The organism is Palleronia marisminoris (assembly GCF_900172315.1).
GTDB classification, from domain to species: Bacteria; Pseudomonadota; Alphaproteobacteria; order Rhodobacterales; family Rhodobacteraceae; genus Palleronia; species Palleronia marisminoris.
Window position 1 is genome coordinate 535,631 of record NZ_FWFV01000001.1, and the last position, 18,567, is coordinate 554,197.

General features: G+C 68.0%; 16 protein-coding genes. 7 read left to right on the forward strand and 9 right to left on the reverse strand.

What is annotated here, in order from left to right; all coding sequences use genetic code 11:
• Positions 1 to 26: 26 nt before the first annotated feature.
• Both lpxD and PAM7066_RS02670 read right to left on the reverse strand, forming a co-directional pair.
• Positions 27 to 1,118, reverse strand: a complete 1,092-nt coding sequence (gene lpxD / locus PAM7066_RS02665; RefSeq protein ID WP_085852561.1) for a UDP-3-O-(3-hydroxymyristoyl)glucosamine N-acyltransferase — start codon at positions 1,116 to 1,118, stop codon at positions 27 to 29.
• Positions 1,119 to 1,152: 34 nt separating this feature from the next.
• Entirely contained in the window at positions 1,153 to 2,769 is a 1,617-nt protein-coding gene (locus PAM7066_RS02670) for a L,D-transpeptidase family protein (protein WP_085852562.1), read from the reverse strand.
• Positions 2,770 to 3,095: 326 nt separating this feature from the next.
• On the opposite strand from PAM7066_RS02670, the gene mepK reads away from it, so the two are divergent.
• On the forward strand, positions 3,096 to 3,662 hold the full coding sequence (gene mepK, locus PAM7066_RS02675) for a peptidoglycan L,D-endopeptidase MepK (protein WP_085852563.1): 567 nt from the start codon (positions 3,096 to 3,098) through the stop codon (positions 3,660 to 3,662).
• Positions 3,663 to 4,094: 432 nt separating this feature from the next.
• On the opposite strand, the gene hflX is transcribed toward mepK, so the two are convergent.
• The 5 genes from hflX to kynU form a co-directional block, all read right to left on the reverse strand.
• Positions 4,095 to 5,351, reverse strand: coding sequence for a GTPase HflX (gene hflX, locus PAM7066_RS02680; protein ID WP_085852564.1), 1,257 nt, complete (start codon positions 5,349 to 5,351; stop codon positions 4,095 to 4,097).
• Positions 5,352 to 5,391: 40 nt separating this feature from the next.
• A complete protein-coding gene (hfq, locus tag PAM7066_RS02685) occupies positions 5,392 to 5,631 on the reverse strand; it encodes an RNA chaperone Hfq (RefSeq protein ID WP_085852565.1) in 240 nt (79 codons plus the stop codon).
• A gap of 117 nt (positions 5,632 to 5,748) precedes the next feature.
• Positions 5,749 to 7,257, reverse strand: coding sequence for a TrkH family potassium uptake protein (locus tag PAM7066_RS02690; protein WP_085852566.1), 1,509 nt, complete (start codon positions 7,255 to 7,257; stop codon positions 5,749 to 5,751).
• Positions 7,257 to 8,648, reverse strand: coding sequence for a Trk system potassium transporter TrkA (gene trkA, locus PAM7066_RS02695; protein WP_276326057.1), 1,392 nt, complete (start codon positions 8,646 to 8,648; stop codon positions 7,257 to 7,259). Before trkA ends, PAM7066_RS02690 begins: the two co-directional genes overlap by 1 nt.
• Positions 8,649 to 8,711: 63 nt before the next feature.
• On the reverse strand, positions 8,712 to 9,896 hold the full coding sequence (kynU, locus tag PAM7066_RS02700; RefSeq protein WP_085852568.1) for a kynureninase: 1,185 nt from the start codon (positions 9,894 to 9,896) through the stop codon (positions 8,712 to 8,714).
• Positions 9,897 to 10,001: 105 nt separating this feature from the next.
• On the opposite strand from kynU, the gene PAM7066_RS02705 reads away from it, so the two are divergent.
• From PAM7066_RS02705 to PAM7066_RS02730, 6 genes are all read left to right on the forward strand, one after another.
• Positions 10,002 to 10,559, forward strand: coding sequence for a type 1 glutamine amidotransferase domain-containing protein (locus PAM7066_RS02705; RefSeq protein WP_085852569.1), 558 nt, complete (start codon positions 10,002 to 10,004; stop codon positions 10,557 to 10,559).
• Between the two features lie 112 nt (positions 10,560 to 10,671).
• On the forward strand, positions 10,672 to 11,568 hold the full coding sequence (locus PAM7066_RS02710; protein WP_085852570.1) for a 1-acyl-sn-glycerol-3-phosphate acyltransferase: 897 nt from the start codon (positions 10,672 to 10,674) through the stop codon (positions 11,566 to 11,568).
• A 47-nt stretch (positions 11,569 to 11,615) separates the two neighbouring features.
• Entirely contained in the window at positions 11,616 to 12,551 is a 936-nt protein-coding gene (locus PAM7066_RS02715; RefSeq protein ID WP_085852571.1) for an aldo/keto reductase, read from the forward strand.
• Positions 12,552 to 12,562: 11 nt separating this feature from the next.
• Positions 12,563 to 13,627 (forward strand): NAD(P)/FAD-dependent oxidoreductase, encoded by a 1,065-nt coding sequence (locus PAM7066_RS02720; protein WP_085852786.1) that lies wholly within the window; start codon positions 12,563 to 12,565, stop codon positions 13,625 to 13,627.
• Positions 13,628 to 13,716: 89 nt separating this feature from the next.
• A complete protein-coding gene (locus PAM7066_RS02725) occupies positions 13,717 to 14,487 on the forward strand; it encodes a GH25 family lysozyme (RefSeq protein WP_085852572.1) in 771 nt (256 codons plus the stop codon).
• A gap of 114 nt (positions 14,488 to 14,601) precedes the next feature.
• Positions 14,602 to 15,039 carry a PACE efflux transporter gene (locus PAM7066_RS02730; RefSeq protein WP_085852787.1) on the forward strand — a complete coding sequence of 146 codons (438 nt, stop codon included), beginning with the start codon at positions 14,602 to 14,604 and terminating at the stop codon, positions 15,037 to 15,039.
• Here PAM7066_RS02730 and PAM7066_RS02735 read toward each other — a convergent pair.
• Both PAM7066_RS02735 and PAM7066_RS02740 read right to left on the reverse strand, forming a co-directional pair.
• The gene (locus PAM7066_RS02735; protein WP_139214933.1) at positions 14,975 to 15,823 is read right to left on the reverse strand and encodes a hypothetical protein; all 849 of its coding nucleotides are present in this window, start codon (positions 15,821 to 15,823) and stop codon (positions 14,975 to 14,977) included. The two genes, PAM7066_RS02730 and PAM7066_RS02735, sit on opposite strands and share 65 nt — an antisense overlap.
• Positions 15,824 to 15,887: 64 nt before the next feature.
• Positions 15,888 to 18,389, reverse strand: coding sequence for a GcvT family protein (locus tag PAM7066_RS02740; RefSeq protein WP_085852574.1), 2,502 nt, complete (start codon positions 18,387 to 18,389; stop codon positions 15,888 to 15,890).
• Between the last annotated feature and the right edge of the window lie 178 nt (positions 18,390 to 18,567).

The following is an 18,567-nucleotide window of genomic DNA, read 5'->3' on the forward strand; positions in this document are numbered from 1 at the left end:
CCGCCCCTGTGGTCGTGTCCGCGGATTTAATGATCCGGGCCCTGATTTGGAACCGCTTTCTTGGCTGCGGCAAACTCGCGCAACACGCGCGGCAACCGGCGCAACGCTTTGTACATCTCGACGTGCTGATCCATCCGCACCGCCGGGTAGCCCATCATCACCCGCCCCGAGGGGACGTTGGACACCACCTTCGTGGCCCCGGTGAGGATCACGTCGGACCCGATGGACAGGTTGTCGGCGATCCCCGTCTGCCCGCCGCAGACGACGCGGTCGCCGAGCACGGTCGAGCCCGCGATGCCGGTCTGACCGGCGAGAAGGCAGTCATTCCCCATGACGACGTTGTGGGCGATGTGGACAAGGTTGTCGATCTTGCAGCCATTGCCGATCCGGGTGGCGCGGATCGTGCCACGGTCGATCGCCGTGTTGGCGCCGAACTCGCAATCGTCTCCGATCAGGACGGCCCCCAGGGAGTGGATCCGCGTCCAGCTCTGTGCCGAGATTTCGCCCTGATCGCCCAGGCTCTCGCGGGCTTTCTCGACGCCGGATTTTTCGGGTGTCACAAAGGACAACCCGTCGGCGCCGATCACGCAGCCGGGCTGCAGGATCGCCCGGTCGCCGATCACCACCCGCGCACCGATCCGAACGCCGTTCAGAAACAGCGCGTCGTCGCCGACAAGCGCTCCCTCGGCGATCGAGACATGGCTCGCAATTCGTGCCCGCGCACCGATCTTCACGCCCCGGCCGATCAGGACAAAGGGGCCGATGGCGGCGCCCTCTCCGACCTGGGCAGTGGGGTCGACCACCGCGCTGGGGTGGATGCCCGGGGCGATCTCTGGTCCCGGGTCGAGGATCGAGGTCAGGTGCGCCATTGCCAGCCGTGGCCGCTGCACGAAAAGCGCCGCCTCGAGGCCGAGGGCTCGCCAGTCCGCGCCTTCCCATAGGATCGCCGCGCGGGCCCGGCCCCCACCCAGCCGCTCGGCATAGGCGGGCTGCATCGCGAGGGCGAGGTCGTCGGGGCCCGCATCCGCCGGCTCGGCCGCGCCGGACACGCGAAGGGCGCCGTCGCCCTCCAGCCGGGCCGACAGCGCCGCCGCAATCTCGTCTAACCTGTGGGTCATGCCGCCTCCGCTGTCCGCGGGGGCGACACTAGCTTCACTCGGCGGCCGAGGCCACCCGCAGCGCGGCGCGGGGCAGTTCGACGCCCTCGGCCTGCAGCGCCTCGAGGATCTGCGCGTCACGGCCGTAGATGTCATCGCGATACTCGACCCCACCGTCCAGCTTGGCGATCGCCGTGCGATAGACGAGGTGCACCGGCAGGGGATCGGCCAGTTCCAGCCGCGTGTTGTTGCCCGAGGTCAGGTGGCGCTGGAACGTGCCCATCGGATCGGCAACGCCGTCGAGCGTCAAAAGCGCCTCGGCGAACTCGTACGGATCGTCCAGACGGATGCAGCCGTGGCTGAAGGCGCGGACCTCACGCTCGAACAGGCTCTGCGCCGGGGTGTCGTGCAGGTAGATGTTGTACGTGTTGGGGAACATGAACTTCACCCGGCCGAGCGCATTTTGCGGTCCCGGTTTCTGGCGCATCGAGAACGGGAAGGTGCGCGACGAGTAGTTCGAGAAGCCCCGGCCACGATTCACGATCTGCCCGCGCGAGTTGATCACATCGAGCTGACCGTGAGCGTAGGGATTGCGGCGCAGGTCGGGCAGATACTCGTTCACGATGATCGAGCGCGGGACGTACCAGTACGGGTTGATGACCATGTGATCCATGGTGTCCGAGAATTCCGGCGTCTCGCGGTCGGGCATGTCCGACCCGATGACCGACTTGGTCTCGAAATAGGTTTCGCCGTCCACGATGATCTTGGCGCGGAAGTCGGTGAGGTTAACCCAGACATGGCGCTCGCCCCGGTCGCGGTTCATCCAGCGCTCACGCTCCATCGCGACGAGGATCGAGCCGAGGCGATCCTCGGGCGGCGTGTTCAGCTCGTCGCGGGTCTTGCCGCCGACGATCCCGTCGATCTTGAGCCCGTGATCCGCCTGGAAGCGCTCGACCGCCTGCCGCATGGAGGCGTCGAATGTCTGCGTGGGCGAACGTTCGAGATAGCCCATGGCGGAAAGGCGGTCGCGCAGGCGCACGACGTCGGCGCCGCTTGCACCTTCATCGAGGCGCGCAGCCTCGACCTGCTCGCCCCAGCTGCCCTGCTGCACGGCGTCGATCAGGCGCAGGCGCTCGCGCACCAGCCGCTTGTACTCCAGGGATTCGGGGGACAGGCGGTCCATGAAGGCATGCGGGCGGGAGGTGGACAGGTCGCGCAGCAGCTCGACACGGTTGTTCTCGGGGGCGGTGCGCTTGATCTTCGAAACCACCTTCTCGGGCTCGAGGATGCCGGTCGAGATGTCCGATGCGAATCGCAGGAAGAGGCGCGACAGTTCGACCTCCAGCTGGCCACGTGCACGGGCGTCGGTCGCGTCGCCCATCATGCTGCGCAGGCGGTCGGCATCGTATCGGCCCGCGGGCAGCCCATGCAGATCGGTCTTCGACACCGCCGTCAGCAGTGCCTCGCGGCGCGCGCGGTCATCTGCGTCGGCATCCGTCCAGAGCGGCTCGTAGCCCGACTCGCGATAGTACGTGGACAGCGCCTCGTCCCCCGAGGCGGCGACGGCGACGGCCTGGGTGAACGGCGTGACCTGCGCCACGGCTGCAGCCGGAACGGCGAGAAGGCTGACGACGGCCGGCAGAGCCAGTCGCCTGAAAATCGCGGCGGTCATGTGAATTCCTCTTTGCATCCCCATCAACAACCCTCTGGCAGCCCCGGGGTTTCAGGCAAGTTCTATCCCACACGGATTTGTCAGATTGAATGACGGCACGTTGCCCGAAAGTCACGAAATCCGCCGCTCGCCGTCTCTGAGACTGAATCCCGCTTGTTAAGCGAATCTTTGCCAATTTCGCGGAACTTTCTGACTGTGGCCGTTACGCCCCTTTTTCCACGATCCATCCCATGGCATAGGGAAAGGGCCTTGGGGACGGGGCACACACATCGCGGCCAACGCGAGACGATTATACAGGTTCACTAGTAAACGGGACGACACTCATCATGGTAAACCGGACAAACGGCCTCACCCGCCGGGCGCTGCTTGGCGCCTTCGCCGCAACGAGCGTGATCGCGGCACCGACCTACTCAAATGCGTTCGGCCTGTTGCGTGGCGCCGGCGACGTCCGCCGAGTGCGCATGTATAACGGTCGCACCGGCGAAAATCTCGACACGATCTACTGGATCGAGGGCAACTACATCAAAGAAGCCCTGAACGAGATCAATCACTTCATGCGTGACTGGCGGAACAACCAGGTGAAAGCGATCGACACGCGCACGATCGACCTCTCCGCCGCGGCGCACAACCTTCTCGACACCACCGAGCCCTACATGCTGATCTCGGGCTACCGCAGCCCCGAGACCAACGCGATGCTCCGCGCGCGCTCCTCCGGCGTCGCGAAGAACTCGCGCCACCTGCAGGGCGAAGCCGCCGACCTTCGGCTGAACTCGCGCTCGGTCAACCAGATGTATCGCGCGGCCGCGGCCTGCGCCGCCGGTGGCGTCGGACGTTATACCTCGTCTAACTTCGTCCACATGGATTGCGGCCCGGTCCGCTCCTGGGGCAGCTGAGGCGACAGCGCCAAGATGTGCATTGGAAAGGCCCGCCGCGTGCGGGTCTTTTCTTTTCGAGCGTCTAGTCCAGCGTCAGGACGTAATGGATGCGCTCGGCATCCGCGCGATCCCGCGCGAATCCCATCGCCGCGTAATAGCCCTACCCCATATATTCTCGTGCATGATCGCCGCGTCGATGCGGTCGAGCCCCGCATGCCGCGCCGCGTCGAGCGTCTCCACGAAGAGCCTGCGGCCGTTTCCCTTTCCTGCCGCGTCGGGATGCACGTGAGTGCCGATGACGCCCCAGCCGACGGGAATGCCATACGGATTCCCCTCCCGCGCTTGAGGACCTGAAGACCGAAGACCCGGTCGCCCGTAGCAGCGACAGTTATCGCGACCTGATCTGGACTCGCCTCGAAATACTGGCTGCGCGTGAAATCCGCAGGGGGGTCAGAGGTCATGGAAGGCGCGGGCCTGCCTTCGCGTCCAGTTCACCGTCAGCCGGATACCCGCATCGTCCTGCGATTCGTCCTCGACCACGCCCTGCTCGTAGAGCCAGGCGCGCCGGCGCCCCGCCGTGAAGGGCAGGACCACTTCCTTGCGGGTGCGCGCTTCGTCGAGTGTCTCTTCGACCGCGTCGAGGAGCGTCTCCATCCCCGCTCCGGTCAAGGCCGAGAGCGTCTGCACCTCGTCCCGGCGGGCGGCGAGATTGTTCAACGTCTCGCGATCGGGTTCGGGAAGGCGGTCGGTCTTGTTCCATACCTCGATCATCGGGACGTCGTCGCTCACGCCCAGATCGGAGAGGATGCGGGCCACGTCCCGGGCCTGCTCTTCGGTGCCGGCGTGGCTGACGTCGCGGACATGCAGGATCAGGTCGGCGGCCAGCACTTCCTCCAGCGTGGCGCGGAAGGCGGCGACCAGTTGCGTCGGCAGGTCCGAGATGAACCCCACCGTGTCCGACAGGATCACCCGCTTGCCATGGGGCAGATCGATCGCCCGCATCGTCGGGTCGAGCGTGGCGAAGAGCATGTCCTCGGCCATCACCTCGGCGCCGGTGAGGCGGTTGAACAGCGTGGACTTGCCGGCGTTGGTGTAGCCGACCAGCGCAACGATGGGGAACGGCACCTTGGCACGCGCGGCGCGGTGCAGCTCGCGCGTCTTCACCACCTTGTCGAGTTGCTTCTTCAGCCGCACCATCTGCTCGTCGATGGCACGGCGGTCGGCCTCGATCTGCGTCTCGCCGGGGCCGCCGACGAATCCGAGGCCGCCCCGCTGACGCTCGAGGTGCGTCCAGGCGCGGACCAGCCGCGTGCGCTGGTAGCTCAGATGCGCCATCTCGACCTGCAGAACGCCCTCTCGGGTGCGGGCGCGGTCCGAGAAGATCTCGAGGATCAGCCCCGTCCGGTCGAGAAGCTTCACGCCCCACGCCTTCTCGAGGTTCCGCTGCTGCACCGGAGACACGGGCCCGTCGATCAGCACGAGGCCGATCTCTTCCGCGTCGATCCGGGTCTTCAGCTCGTCGATCTTGCCGGTGCCGAACAGGTGGCCGGGATGCGCGCGCGGCAGGCGCACGATCTGACCGCCCGCCACCTCAAGCCCCGGAAGGGCATGGGCAAGCGCAATGGCTTCGTCGAGCGCCGGCTGGGCCTCCCGCCGGTCGCGATCTGTCTGGATATCGGGGTGCAGCACCCAGGCTTTTGTTGTCATGACTCGCGAACGCGCCCGAACGGGGTTGGGTTCAGCCCGGTCACTCCTGCCCGTCGCCCTCGTAGAGCTGAATCGGCTGCGAGGGCATGATCGTCGAGATCGCGCCCTTGAACACAAGCTGAGACTGCCCGTCGCGGCGCAGCAGCACGCAGAAATTGTCGAACCAGGTGATGACGCCCTGAAGCTTCACCCCGTTGATGAGGAAGATCGTGACGGGAACCTTGGTCTTCCGGACGTGGTTCAGAAAAGTTTCCTGAAGGTTCTGCTTATCACCGGCCATCGACGCACCGTCCCCTGAATAGGTCGTTTCTTATTGCCCGCGGAATCAGTGACCCGCGGGTGTCGGCACCAAGTATGGGCACCGGTACAGGGAAACGCCAGCGGAAAAACCGCCGCGTCAACTGCGCCAGAAGTCCTGGTTGAACAGCGCGATGATGGCCAGCGCCTCGAGCCGGCCCAGAACCATGACCAGGGCGAGGATCAACTGCGCCGCCGCCGTCAGGTCGCCGTAGCTGATCGGTTGCTCGCCGCCCAGTTCGGCCAGCGGGCCGTTATTCGACAGGGCCGCGATCGTCAGCACCACCGAATCCTCGAAATCGACGCCGGCAAGGGAAAGCGCGGCCATGGTCACGGCCACGGTGATCGCGAAGAGCATGAAGAAAATCCACGCGACGAACGCCCCCTCGCGCCTCAGCCTGCGGCCCCGCAAGCCCGCTCCGCCGATCGAGCTGGGATGCACCAGCCGGTTCATCTCGCGCGCGCCGTGCTTGTAGAGCGCGAAGATCCGCAACAGCTTCACGCCGCCCGCCGTGGTCGCCACCCCGCCGCCGATCAGGCTGAGCCCGACGAACAGAAGGCCCGGCGTGTCGAGGCCGGACCAGAAGCGGGTATCCTCGAAGAACGCGCTTTCGAACCCGGCGGTGGTCAGGAACGACATCGTCATGAAAAGCGCGCCCCACAGCGCGGCGATGGCCGCGTCGAGATCCCGTCCACCCTCGGTCTCGATCGAGCCGACGAAATGCCGGAAGAACAGGAACCCCGGCACCAGGATCAACAGGGCGGCGGCCATCCGGATCTCGGGATCGCGGCGCAGGGAGCCCCGGTCGCGGGTGATGAAGTCGTTGCGGAAGGTCAGCCGCGAGATCGCGAAGATCAGGAACACGAACACCAGAAGCTCGGACAGGAAGCCAGTTCCCTGGAAGGCTCCGGAGGTGATGCCGGACGTCGACATGGTCGACATCGCCAGGATCGCGCCCACGCCCGGCTCGACCCCGGTGATGACCAACCCCAGCCACAGGGTCAGGGTCAGCGCGGCATAGATCGGTGCCAGCCGCACCGCGTAGCGCCGCAACCGCTCGCCCGGCCGCCCTGCCCGCCTTTCGCGCAGCGCGGTCCGCCCCGCCGAGTTCATGTCGGTGGCGATGACCTCGAACCCGCCGAGGTTCAGGGGCGCCAGCACCGCAAGCGCCGAGACCCAGAACAGCAGCCCCCCCATCCAGCCCACCATGGCGCGCCACAGGTGCAGCGAGGGCGGAAGCGTCCCGCCGCCGGGATAGAGTGTCGCGCCCGTGGTGGTCAGCGACGAGACCATCTCGAACCACGGGGCAAGGACGCGGCTGTCCGACAGCGCCTCGCGGAACGGCACGGCCAGCATCAGCGGCAGCAGGAGCAGCGCGCCGACAAGCCCGGACAACTGCCCGCGGGTACCCCCGTCGCGCCCCCGCGCACCGAGCGCCATCGCCATGAGCACGAACAGCACCAGGAACAGCAGACCCGAATAGAAGAAGCAGCGCGCCGTGTGCATGTAGCCGAGGCGGAAGGCATGGATCGCCGGAACGAACATCGCCGCCGCCCCCAGCCCCTGCAGGATGAGGAGGAACGGCAGCCGTTTCAGCGCCGGCCACATCAGAAGAAGTCGATCGCGACCTGGAACAGCCGCTCGACCGCGGGCACATCGGCCGCGAGCGCGAAGATGACGATGATGTCGCCCTCTTCGATGCGGGTGGCACCGGTCGGTCGGATGACCTTGTCGCCCTTCTTGACCGCGCCCACCAGCGCCCCCTCGGGGAAGTCGATGTCGCGCACGATCTGACCCGCGATGGTCGAGGTCGACAGCACCTGCGCCTCGATCACCTCGGCCTCGGCGTCGCCCACCGAATAGACGCCGCGTACCCGCCCGTGGCGGATGTGCCGCAGGATCGAGCTGACGGTGGTGGCGCGCGGGTTGATCGAGGCGTCGATCCCCAGCGGCCGCATCATCCCCATCAGCGTCGGATCGTTGACGAGGCAGATCGCCATGCGGCACCCCGCCTGCTTGGCGCGCACGGCGGTCAAGAGGTTCGTCTTGTCGTCATCGGTGACGCAGAGGATCGAGTCCGCCTTCTGGATCGACGCCTCGTTGAGCAGCTCGAAGCTCATCCCGTCGCCGTTCAGCACGATCGTCCGGTCGAGCGCATCCGCCGCGCGCTCGGCGACCAGGCGGTTCTTCTCGATCATCTTCACGCGAACCCGCTGGGTGCGCGATTCGAGGTCGCGGGCCACGGCGAGGCCCACATTGCCGCCGCCCACGACGACCACCCGCTCCTGCTTGCGGGGCTCTTTCCCGAAGATGTCGAGGGCGCGCAGCGCATCCTCGCGGTGGGTCATCACGTAGATGTCGTCTCCGGCGAAAAGCTGGTCACCGGGTTCGGGCGCAAAAAGCTGGCCGCCGCGACGGACGCCGACGACGATGGCGCGCAGGGTCGAGAACAGGTCCGTCAACTGCCGCAGCGGCGTGTTCAGCACCGGGCAGGCCTCGTCCAGCGAGATTCCCAGAAGCTGCGCCTGACCGCCCAGGAAGAACTGGTTGTCGAAGGCTTCGGGAACGGCCAGGCGGCGCAGCGCGGCCTCGGCCACCTCGCGCTCGGGGCTGATGACCACGTCGATCGGCAGGTGATCGCGGCGGTAGAGGTCGGAATAGATCGCGTCGAGGTAGCTCTGCGCCCGCAGCCGCGCGATCTTGCGCGGCACGGCGAAGACCGAGTGGGCCACCTGGCAGGTGACCATGTTGACCTCGTCCGAATGGGTCGCGGCGATGATCATGTCGGCATCGCGCGCCCCGGCCCGCTCGAGCACATCCGGATAGCTCGCGTGGCCCGCGATGCCCTGCACGTCGAGCACGTCCGTCGCCTGCCGCACGAGGTCGGGGTTGTTGTCCACGATGGTGACGTCGTTCTGCTCGCCCGCAAGGTGACGCGCGATCTGCCAGCCGACCTGACCTGCTCCGCAGATGATGATTTGCATGAGGGTCCGATCAATGAACGCGACGGCGGCCAGTCGTCTTTTGGCACGCGCCCGCGCGCCGTTCAAGCACCCGCCGGTTCAGGTGACGGCCTGCCTCTGGCGATAGGCCGGATCGTCCCAGAGGCGCCTGTCCATCACCTCGGCCAATGTCGCGATGCAGGTGTCGATCTCGGCCTCGCCCAGGTAGAGCGGCGTCAAGCCGAAGCGCAGGATGTCCGGCGCGCGGAAATCGCCGATCACGCCGCGGGCGATCAGCGCCTGCATGATGGGGTAGGCCTCGGGGTGGCTGAAACTGACTTGGCTGCCGCGCGCCGACCCATCCCGCGGCGAGGCCAGCGCAAGGTCCGGGCACGCCGCTTCGACGCCCGCGATCAGCCGCTCGGACAGGTCCAGGGACCGCGCCCGCACATCGACGATGTCCGCCACGTCCCACACGTCGAGCGCCGCGTCCAGCGCCGCCATCTGCAGCACGGGCGGCGTACCCACGCGGAACCGCGCCACGTCGCGTGCCGGGCGGTAGCCGGGCTCGAACGCGAAGGGCGCGGCGTGGCCGAGCCAGCCGGGCATCGAGGGGTCGATCCGCCCCGCCACGTCCGGCGCCGCATAGACGAAGGCCGGCGCGCCGGGCCCGCCGTTCAGGTACTTGTAGCTGCAGCCCACGGCGAAATCCGCACCGGCGCCCGCGACGTCCACCGGCAATGCTCCCGCCGAATGGGCCAGGTCCCACACGGTCGCGATGCCCAGCGACTTCGCCCGCGCCGTCAGCGCGACCATGTCGTGCAGCCGCCCCGTCCGGTAGTCCACCTCGGTCAGCATCAGGACGCCGATTTCCTCCGACAGCGCCGCGGCCACCGCTTCGGGCGCCACGGTCCGAAGCTCGCCCCCCGCCTGCCGCGCCACGGCATCGGCGATATAGAGGTCCGAGGGAAAGTTGCCGGTATCGCTCAGGATCACCGGCCGGTCCGTCATCGTCAGCGCCGCCGACAGCGCCTGGTGCAACTTGATCGACAGCGTATCGCCCGTGGTCACCGTTCCCGCCGGCGCGCCGATCAGCGGCGCGATCCGGTCTCCCAGGCGGTCCGGCATCTCCATCCAGCCGGCGTCGTTCCACGCGCGGATCAGCTGCCTGCCCCACTCCTCCCGCACCGCCCGCGCCACGCGGTCGGGCACGGATCGGGCCAGCGGGCCAAGGGAATTGCCGTCAAGATAGGCCAGCCCTTCGGGCAGGTCGAACAGGGCGCGGGTGGCGGTGAAATCGGTCATGGCGATGGACTAGCCCTTGGGCCGGCCGCCGACAAGACGTCGCAGGAACACACGCTCCGGGGCCCCGTTGAGGGGTCAAACGTACCAACACGAAGCGAGGATATCATGCCAAGCATCGACAACGCCAAGATCGTCATCGTCGCCACCGACGGGTTCGAGCAATCCGAACTGACGACCCCGCAGAAACAGCTGGCCGAGGCCGGCGCGACCGTCCACGTCGCCAGCCCGGACGGCTCGAACATCAAGGGCTGGGACAAGGACCACTGGGGAGACGAGACCAAGGCCGACCTCAAGATCGAGGATATCGACGTCGCCACCTACGACGCGATGGTCCTGCCCGGCGGCCAGATCAACCCCGACGTGCTGCGCGCCGATGCGGACGTGGTGCAGAAGATCAAGGACTTCGCCGCCACCGGCAAGACGCTCGCCGCGATCTGCCACGCGCCCTGGCTGCTGATCGAGGCCGACCTCGTGCGCGGCAAGCGCCTGACGTCCTACAACTCGATCCGCACGGACCTGAAGAACGCCGGTGCCGAGGTCGTGGACGAAGAGGTCGCGCAGGACGGGAACCTCATCACGTCGCGCAACCCCGGCGATCTCGACGCCTTCTGCAAGACCATCGTCGAGGCCGTTTCGGCCAGTCGCGACAAGGCCGCGGCCTGACGCGAACCCGGCGGAACGCGCGCGACATCCCGCGCGTTCCGCCCCACTTTCTTGCCTTTCCCCCCCAACCGGCCCAAATAGTGAAGACGACAACAACCGCGGATGGGCCGTCATGGGCATCAAAGAGCGCATCGACGAGCAGATCTTGGAACGGGCCGCCTGGCTGGACCGACCCAACCCGGCCGTCCAAGCCACACGGCGCGTTCTGAACCTGCTTCTCAGCTACGATCGCACGATGGACCTCGCCATCGAGATGGAGGATTGGTCCGGCCCCGCCATCATGGACCGGATGGGCGAGATGCTTGCCCGCGACGTCGAGATTTCGGGGATCGACAACATCCCGCGCAACGGCGGCGCCCTGATCGTGTGCAACCATCCAACGGGAATCGCCGACGGCATCATCCTGTGGCACCTGCTGTCGCCCCTGCGCCCCGACCTGTTCTTCTATGCCAACTCGGACATGCTGAAGGTCGTCCCGCAGCTCGATTCGATGATCGCGCCGGTCGAATGGCGCCCCGACAAGCGCAACCACTCGAAAACGCGCGAGACCATGGCCTTCACCCGAAACGCCATGGGCGACGGGCGTCTCGGCATCATCTTCCCCTCGGGCCGCCTGGCCAAGCGGCGCGGCCTGCGCCTGCACGAGCGGCCGTGGATGTCCTCGGCCGCGATGATCGCGCGCAAGTTCGACGTGCCGGTGATCCCGATGAACATCCGGTCGCGCAACTCGGCACTGTTCTACCTGTTCGACTTCATCCACCCGTCCCTGCGCGACATCACCCTGTTCTACGAGACGCTGAACAAGGCGAAGCAGCCCTTCCGCATCGCGGTCGGCGAGCCGATCTCGCCCAAGGCGCTGCCCAAGGACGCCGACTCGGCCATCGCGCGGCTGCGCGACGCCACCCTGGAACTGGGCGGCCGCCACGCTCCCGACGTGTCGCTGGTCGACGTGACCCGCCGCCCCAGCTGGGTCAGCGCCCGCGCCTCGGAGACGTCCTCGCGGCTCTGATTGGCATTCCTCTTGCCAACCGCGTCGTGCGTCGCATTCTCAAGGTCATGAACAACGTGACCTCGCCCGACGGCACCCCGCCCTCCGCCCTGTCCTTCGGCGCCATGCAATTCGGTGGCACCGCCGACGAGGATGACGCCCGCGGGATGTACCTCGCCTGCCGTGAATACGGCGTGAACATGTTCGACACGGCTCACGCCTATACCGACGGCCGGTCCGAAGAGATGCTGGGCCGCCTGATCGCCAAGGAGCGCGACGAGGTGGTCGTCGCCACCAAGGCCAACGTCAAGCGCGGCAACTCGGCCGCCTCGATCCGCGAAAGCTGCGAGGAAAGCCGCAAGCGCCTCGGCATCGACACGATCGACCTCTACTACCTGCACCGCTTCGACCCCGAAACCGACCTCGAGGAAAGCTTCGAGACCCTCTCGACCCTCAAGAACCAGGGCTGGATCCGGGCCATCGGCGTGTCGAACTTCGCGGCATGGCAGGTGATGAAGGCGCAGGCCGTGGCGGCGCGGTTCGACACCCGGATCGACGCGATCCAGCCCATGCTGAACCTCGTGAAGCGCCAGGTCGAGGTCGAGCTTCTGCCAATGGCGCAGGATCAGGGCATGGCCGTCTTCCCCTACTCGCCCCTGGGCGGCGGGCTCCTGACCGGGAAGTATCGCGCCGGCGGCGAAGGGCGGCTGAGCGACAGCGAGATGTATGCCAACCGCTACCGCGAGGAGTGGATGCACAACACCGCCGCCGATCTCGCGACGCTCGCCAACGGCATGCGCACCTCGCCCGCGACGCTGGCGGTGGCCTGGGCGATGCACCGCCCCGGCGTGACCGCCCCGATCATCTCGGCCAGGAACGTCGAGCAGCTGATGCCGTCGCTCGACGCGCTGTCGCTCGACTGGGACGCCGACACCGAGGCCCGCGTGGGCGCCCTCACCCGGGATCCCGCCCCCGCCACCGACCGCAGCGAAGAGGCATCGTGAGTCGCGACACGATGCAAGTCGAAACGCTTGTGATAGGCGGCGGGATTGCAGGCATATCGGCCGCCGCCGAGCTTGCGGCCCACGGCTCGGTCCTGATCCTCGAGGCCGAGGAGCATCTGGGCCACCACGCCACCGGCCGCTCGGCCGCGATGTTCCTGCCCAGCTACGGCAACGCCGCCATCCGCGCCCTGACCGAAGCCAGCGCCGCCGCCCATGCCGAGGCCGACAGCCTCTCGCCCCGGGACTTCCTGTGCATCGCGCCGGCGGGCCGCGAGGGCGCCCTCGCCGCCGAGGCCCGCGCCCAGGGCCTGAAGCCGATCGGCACCGGCGAGGCGCAAGAGATGTGGCCGATCCTCCGGCCCGGCTGGGTGGCGGCCGCCGCCCGCGCCGAGGGATGGGATCTGGATGCCGACCGCCTGCTGCAGACGATGCGCCGCCGCACGACGGATCAAGGCGCGCGGATCGTCACCCGCGCGCCCCTCACCGCGATCCACCGCGACGGCGCGGGCTGGCATGTCGAATGGCCCGGCGGCTCTGCCGATGCGGGCGCCGTGGTCAACGCCGCCGGCGCCTGGGCGGACCGGATCGCCCAGATGGCGGGGGTCGCGCCGCTGGGCCTCGTCCCCCACCGCCGGTCGATGGCGCAGCTTGCCGCGCCGGGCGGGCATGACGTAAGCGGCTGGCCCTTCGTGGAAGAGGTCGGCGAGCGCTGGTACGCAAAGCCCGACGCGGGCTCATGGCTGGTCTCGCCCGCCGATGCCGACCCGGTCGAGCCATTCGACGCATGGGCCGACGACATGGTGCTGGCCGAGGGCCTCGCCCGCTACGAAGAGGCGGTTATCCACGAGGTCACGCGCCCGCTCACCACATGGGCCGGTCTCAGGACCTTCGCCCCCGACAAGTCTCTCGTGATCGGCCCGGACCCGACCGTGCGGGGCTTCTGGTGGTGCGCCGGGCAAGGCGGCTACGGGCTTCAGACCGCGCCGGCCGCCGCGCGCCTTCTCGCGGACCTGATGGCCGGCCGCGCCCCGCTGCTCGATGCCGCGCCCTACGCCCCGGCCCGCCTCGTGGCGTAGTCGGCGCATCTCCGCCGAGGGCGACGATCCCCCCTCGGCCCTACCGGCCAAGTCGCTAGGGTCGCGACGACCTCTCGCACGAGTATGCCATGTATCGCCGCAGCTTCCTCTGCCTCTCGCTTGCCGCCTGCGGCAGTCCCAATGTGCCCACGCTGCGGCAGGGCACCGTCACTCGCCCCGATTTCGGCGACACCGACCCCACCGATTGGGGCGGCCCCGGCCCGGCGCGCTATCCCGTGCACGGCATCGACATGTCCCGCTGGCAGACCGACATCGACTGGCCGCGCGCTCATGCGTCCGGCGTCAACTTCGCCTGGGTCAAGGCAACCGAGGGCAGCGACCGGATCGATCCGATGTTCGCCTACCACCACGATGGCGCCCGCGCCGCGGACGTGGCCATCGGCGCCTACCACTTCTTCTACTGGTGCGGCCCGCCCGAAAGCCAGGCCGAGTGGTTCATCCGCAACGTCCCTAAGCGTGCGGGCGACCTGCCCCCGGTGCTGGACCTCGAATGGACGCCGTTCTCGCCCACCTGCACCGTTCGCCCCCCCGCGGCCGAGGTGCGCGACCGCGCGTCCCGGTTCCTCGCGATCCTGACCCGGCATTACGGGCAGCAACCGCTGATCTACACCACGCCCGAGTTCTACGAAGAGAACCAGATCGGCCGCCTGGGCGTCGAAACCTGGCTGCGCGCCGTCGCCCGCCCCGTGCAGGAGGTCTATCCCGGCGCGCCGTGGCGGGTCTGGCAGTACACCTCGACCGGCACGGTTCCGGGGATCGCGGGCGAGGTCGACCTCAACGCCTTCAACGGGTCGGCGGCCGACTGGCAACGCTGGCGGGCCGCCCGCTCGATCCGGTAACCCTCTTGCGGCAGGCCCCGGAACCGCTATCTGGGTCTGCGCAGGAGGACGACCTCCCCCCGGATGCGCCGGGGCACCACGCGGGACGGCCCGGACACCAACGCCGGAGCTTCCATGCGCAGCACCACCGACCGCATCCGCCAGGCCGTTCTGTTCGAGGGGCTCGGCCTTGCGCTATCGATCCCGTTCTTCGCACTCGTGCTCGGCCATCCGATGCACGAACTCGGCGCGCTGGCAATCATCGCCAGCCTCGTCGCGACGGTCTGGAACTATGTCTACAACCTGATCTTCGATCACGCGCTTCTGCGCTTCACCGGCGGGGTGCAAAAGACGCTTCTCCTGCGCGTCGTCCACGCCGTCCTGTTCGAGACGGCGCTACTTCTGGCGCTTCTTCCGGTGGCGATGTGGGTGCTTGGGGTCGGGCTTTGGCAGGCCTTCATCGCCGATATCGGCTTTTCGGCCTTCTACCTCGTCTGGGCCTTCGTCTTCACCTGGGGCTACGACCGCGTCTTTCCGCCCGAAACTCCCGCGCCCCAAGCCGCCGGGCGATGACGAACAGCCCGCCGATCAGCATCACGGGCAGCACCAGCACCTTGAAGATGTAGACCGACAGCAGGCTGATGAAGCTGCCGATCAGGTCGTCTGCGCGGTTCGACAGGTTCGAGGCGAGCGTCTGGTACTGCTCGACCTGGTCCATCATGCCGCGCAGGCCACCTGCCTCGACCGGGGCGACGCCCTCTTCCTCGACGGTGGCGGTGATTTCGGCGACGACGCGGCTGTGCTCGGCCCAGGTCTCGGCCGTCAGCCTGTCGGCCACGAGCGCCGAGAGCAGGAACGCGAGCGGGATGCCGAGGCCCAGGAACCCGCCATAGACCGCCAGGTGCCGCGGCACCCCGCCAAGCGGCCGGCCGGTCGCCAGCACCCCCGCCCCCATGGCGGCCCCGAGCGCCAGAAGCGCGAACCCCACCGCCCCCAGCGGCCCCATGGTCACGGCCAGCACGCCCGAGACCACCATGACGCCGAAGATCACGCTCGCGATGCGCTCGATCGTGTCGTCGATGGGTTCCAGCACCTTCAGGGGCTGCGCCGAGCCGGACCCGATCAGGCTCACGCCGACCTCCAGCTCCTGCGCCGTGGACAGGAACGCATTCAGTGTCCGGAGCGTGATGTAGGTGGCCGAGGCAGTCACCGAGATGTCGCGGGCATAAGCCGCCGCGCGTTCGTTCTGCGGCAGGTCGCGGTGGTTGAACGCGGCCCAGACGGAGGTTGCCGCCACGAGCAGAAGCAGCGCGGCGGCGAGCAGGCGCATTCGGGTGGCGGGGTCGTCTCGGGTCACGGGCGGGGCTCCTGCTGTTCGTGACCAGCATAAACCACCGCCCGCCGTGCCGCACCAGCGCGGATCAGCCGTCCGCGCGGATGCTCTCGTTCCTGGGGTCGTAGGGCGAGTCCTCGACCACCTCGGCGTCATAGAGCTCGCGGAACATCCGGACCTTCAGCTTCGTGCCGATTTCGGCCATGTCGGGGCGAACGTAGCCCATGCCGATGGACTTGCCGAACGCCACCGAATAGCCGCCGGAGGTCATCCGGCCGACCCGCTCGTCGCCCGAGAACAACACCTCGCGGCCCCACGGATCGGCGTCGTCCGGACCGTCCACCAGAAGCGTCACGCATTTCGATCGGATGCCGGTCGCCTCCATCGCCTCCTTGCCGTGGAACGCTTTGCCCTGGTCCACGAACCGGTCGAGCCCCGCTTCCAGAGGCGTGGCGTCGCGGCCGAGTTCGGTGCCGAAGGCGCGGTAGGATTTCTCCTGCCGCAGCCAGTTCTGGGCGCGCATCCCCACCAGCTTCATCCCCAGTGGCTCGCCCGCCTCCATCAGCCAGTCGAACAGGTGGTTCTGCATCTCGATCGGGTGGTGAAGCTCCCACCCCAGCTCGCCGGTATAGGCGACACGGATCGCCATGAGAGGCACCATCCCCAACTCGATCTCTCGCGCGCTCAGCCACGGGAAACGCTTGTTGCCCAGCGCCCCTTCGGGGTCGGCGTCGCGCAGCAGGGTGGCGAGGATGTCGCGCGACCGTGGCCCGGCCAGCGCGAAGGCCCCGTATTGGGTGGTGACGTCCTGCAGGACCATCGGGCCGAACTCGGCTGCCTTGTCCTCCATCGCCTTCTGCAGGAAGTCGCGGTCGTAATCCGCCCAGCCGCCGGCGCTGACGAGGTAGAACTGGTCCTCGGCCTGGCGCACGATGGTGTATTCCGTGCGGACGGTTCCGGCATCGGTCAGCGCGTAGGTCAGGTTGATCCGGCCGACCTTGGGCAGCCGGTTGGTCGTGAACCAGTCGAGGAACGCCGCCGCCCCCGGCCCCTTCAGGACATGCTTGGCGAAGGCCGAGGCGTCGATCAGCCCCGCCGCGCCACGCACCGCCTCGGCCTCGGCCTTGGCATAGTCGAACCAGCCGCCGCGGCGGAATGATCGCGCGTGCTCGTCGAACCGCGCGTCCGCATCCACCGGGCCGAAATAGTTGGGGCGCTCGAACCCGTTGACCGCGCCGAACTGCGCGCCACGGGCCTTCAGCCGGTCGTAGCAGGGGGCGGTGCGCAGGGGTCGCGCGGCGGGGCGTTCCTCGTCGGGGTGGTGCAGGATGTAGACGTGCTCGTATGCCTCCTCGTCCTTGGCGACGGCCCAATCGGTCGTGATCCACGACCCGAACCGCTTGGGGTCGAGCGACGCCATGTCGATCTCGGCCTCGCCCTCGACCATCAGCTGCGCGAGGTAGTGACCCGCACCCCCGGCGGCGGTGATCCCGAACGAGAACCCCTCGGCCAGCCACATGTTGCGCAGCCCCGGCGCGGCGCCCAGCAGGGGATTGCCGTCGGGGGTGTAGCAGATCGGGCCGTTGAAATCGTCCTTCAGCCCCACCTCTTCCGAGGACGGGATGCGGTGGATGAAGGACATGTACTCCTCCTCGATCCGCTCGAGATCCAGCGGGAACAGGTCGGCGCGGAAGCTGTCGGGCACGCCGTAGCGGAACCGGGCCGGCGCGTTGCGCTCGTACGGCCCGAGGATCCAGCCGCCGCGTTCCTCGCGGACATACCACTTGGCGTCGGCGTCGCGCAGCACGGGGTGCTCGCCATTCCCCTCGGCCCGCCATTTCTGCAAGGCCGGGTCGGGCTCGGTCACGATATACTGGTGCTCGACCGGGATCGCGGGGATCTTGATTCCCAGCATCCGCGCGGTCCGCTGCGCGTGGTTGCCGGTGGCGGTCACCACGTGTTCGGCCTCGACCACGGTGCGCTCTTCGGTGGGCAGCAGGTTCCCGCCCTTCTCGGCCATCTTGCTCAGCGTGACCTTCCAGGCCGAGCCGGTCCACTCATAGCCGTCGACCTGCCACTTGCGCTCGATGGTGACACCGCGCTGTCGGGCGCCCTTGGCCATGGCCATCGTCACGTCGGCGGGGTTGATATAGCCGTCGGTGGGATGGAAGATCGCGCCGTGAAGGTCGTCTGTATTGACCAGCGGATAGCGGTCCTTCACCTGGCCCGGCGTCAGCCATTCGAAGGGCACGCCCACCGTCTCGGCCGTCGCGGCGTAGAGCATGTACTCGTCCATACGCTCTTTCGAGCCCGCCATGCGCAGGTTGCCCACGACCGAGAAGCCCGCGTTCAGGCCCGTCTCCTCCTCCAGCGTCTTGTAGAGCTTGATCGAGTGGTCGTGGATCCAGGTCGTCGCGTAGCTCATGTTGAAATATGGCAGCAGCCCCGCCGCGTGCCAGGTCGAGCCGCTGGTCAGTTCGTCCCGCTCCAGCAGCATGACATCCTGCCAGCCCGCCTTGGCGAGGTGGTAGGCGATGGACGTCCCCACCGCACCGCCGCCCACGACCAGCGCTTTCACATGGCTTTTCATTCCCGGACTCCCCTTGGCGTTACGCCCACTAAGCGCAGCGCCCCGCGGCGCCGTTGTGCCCGCCCGACCGATGGGTGCGGATTTGCGACATCAAGCACCGTCTGCACGAGCCGACGCATCGGCGCGGGTGCGCCGAGACATGCGGGCGCCCCCTTCCGCACCACCCGCCGATCTGCCA

Bases quoted from the DNA above. Each gene is read 5' to 3' on its own strand.
- PAM7066_RS02725 (WP_085852572.1), top strand. From the start codon at position 13,717: ATGTATCGCCGCAGCTTCCTCTGCCTCTCGCTTGCCGCCTGCGGCAGT.
- PAM7066_RS02690 (WP_085852566.1), bottom strand. From the start codon at position 7,257: ATGTGGCCGGCGCTGAAACGGCTGCCGTTCCTCCTCATCCTGCAGGGG.
- PAM7066_RS02670 (WP_085852562.1), bottom strand. From the start codon at position 2,769: ATGACCGCCGCGATTTTCAGGCGACTGGCTCTGCCGGCCGTCGTCAGC.
- lpxD (WP_085852561.1), bottom strand. From the start codon at position 1,118: ATGACCCACAGGTTAGACGAGATTGCGGCGGCGCTGTCGGCCCGGCTG.
- mepK (WP_085852563.1), top strand. From the start codon at position 3,096: ATGGTAAACCGGACAAACGGCCTCACCCGCCGGGCGCTGCTTGGCGCC.
- PAM7066_RS02740 (WP_085852574.1), bottom strand. From the start codon at position 18,389: ATGAAAAGCCATGTGAAAGCGCTGGTCGTGGGCGGCGGTGCGGTGGGG.
- PAM7066_RS02715 (WP_085852571.1), top strand. From the start codon at position 11,616: ATGAACAACGTGACCTCGCCCGACGGCACCCCGCCCTCCGCCCTGTCC.
- hflX (WP_085852564.1), bottom strand. From the start codon at position 5,351: ATGACAACAAAAGCCTGGGTGCTGCACCCCGATATCCAGACAGATCGC.
- PAM7066_RS02730 (WP_085852787.1), top strand. From the start codon at position 14,602: ATGCGCAGCACCACCGACCGCATCCGCCAGGCCGTTCTGTTCGAGGGG.
- PAM7066_RS02720 (WP_085852786.1), top strand. From the start codon at position 12,563: ATGCAAGTCGAAACGCTTGTGATAGGCGGCGGGATTGCAGGCATATCG.
- PAM7066_RS02710 (WP_085852570.1), top strand. From the start codon at position 10,672: ATGGGCATCAAAGAGCGCATCGACGAGCAGATCTTGGAACGGGCCGCC.
- hfq (WP_085852565.1), bottom strand. From the start codon at position 5,631: ATGGCCGGTGATAAGCAGAACCTTCAGGAAACTTTTCTGAACCACGTC.
- PAM7066_RS02705 (WP_085852569.1), top strand. From the start codon at position 10,002: ATGCCAAGCATCGACAACGCCAAGATCGTCATCGTCGCCACCGACGGG.
- kynU (WP_085852568.1), bottom strand. From the start codon at position 9,896: ATGACCGATTTCACCGCCACCCGCGCCCTGTTCGACCTGCCCGAAGGG.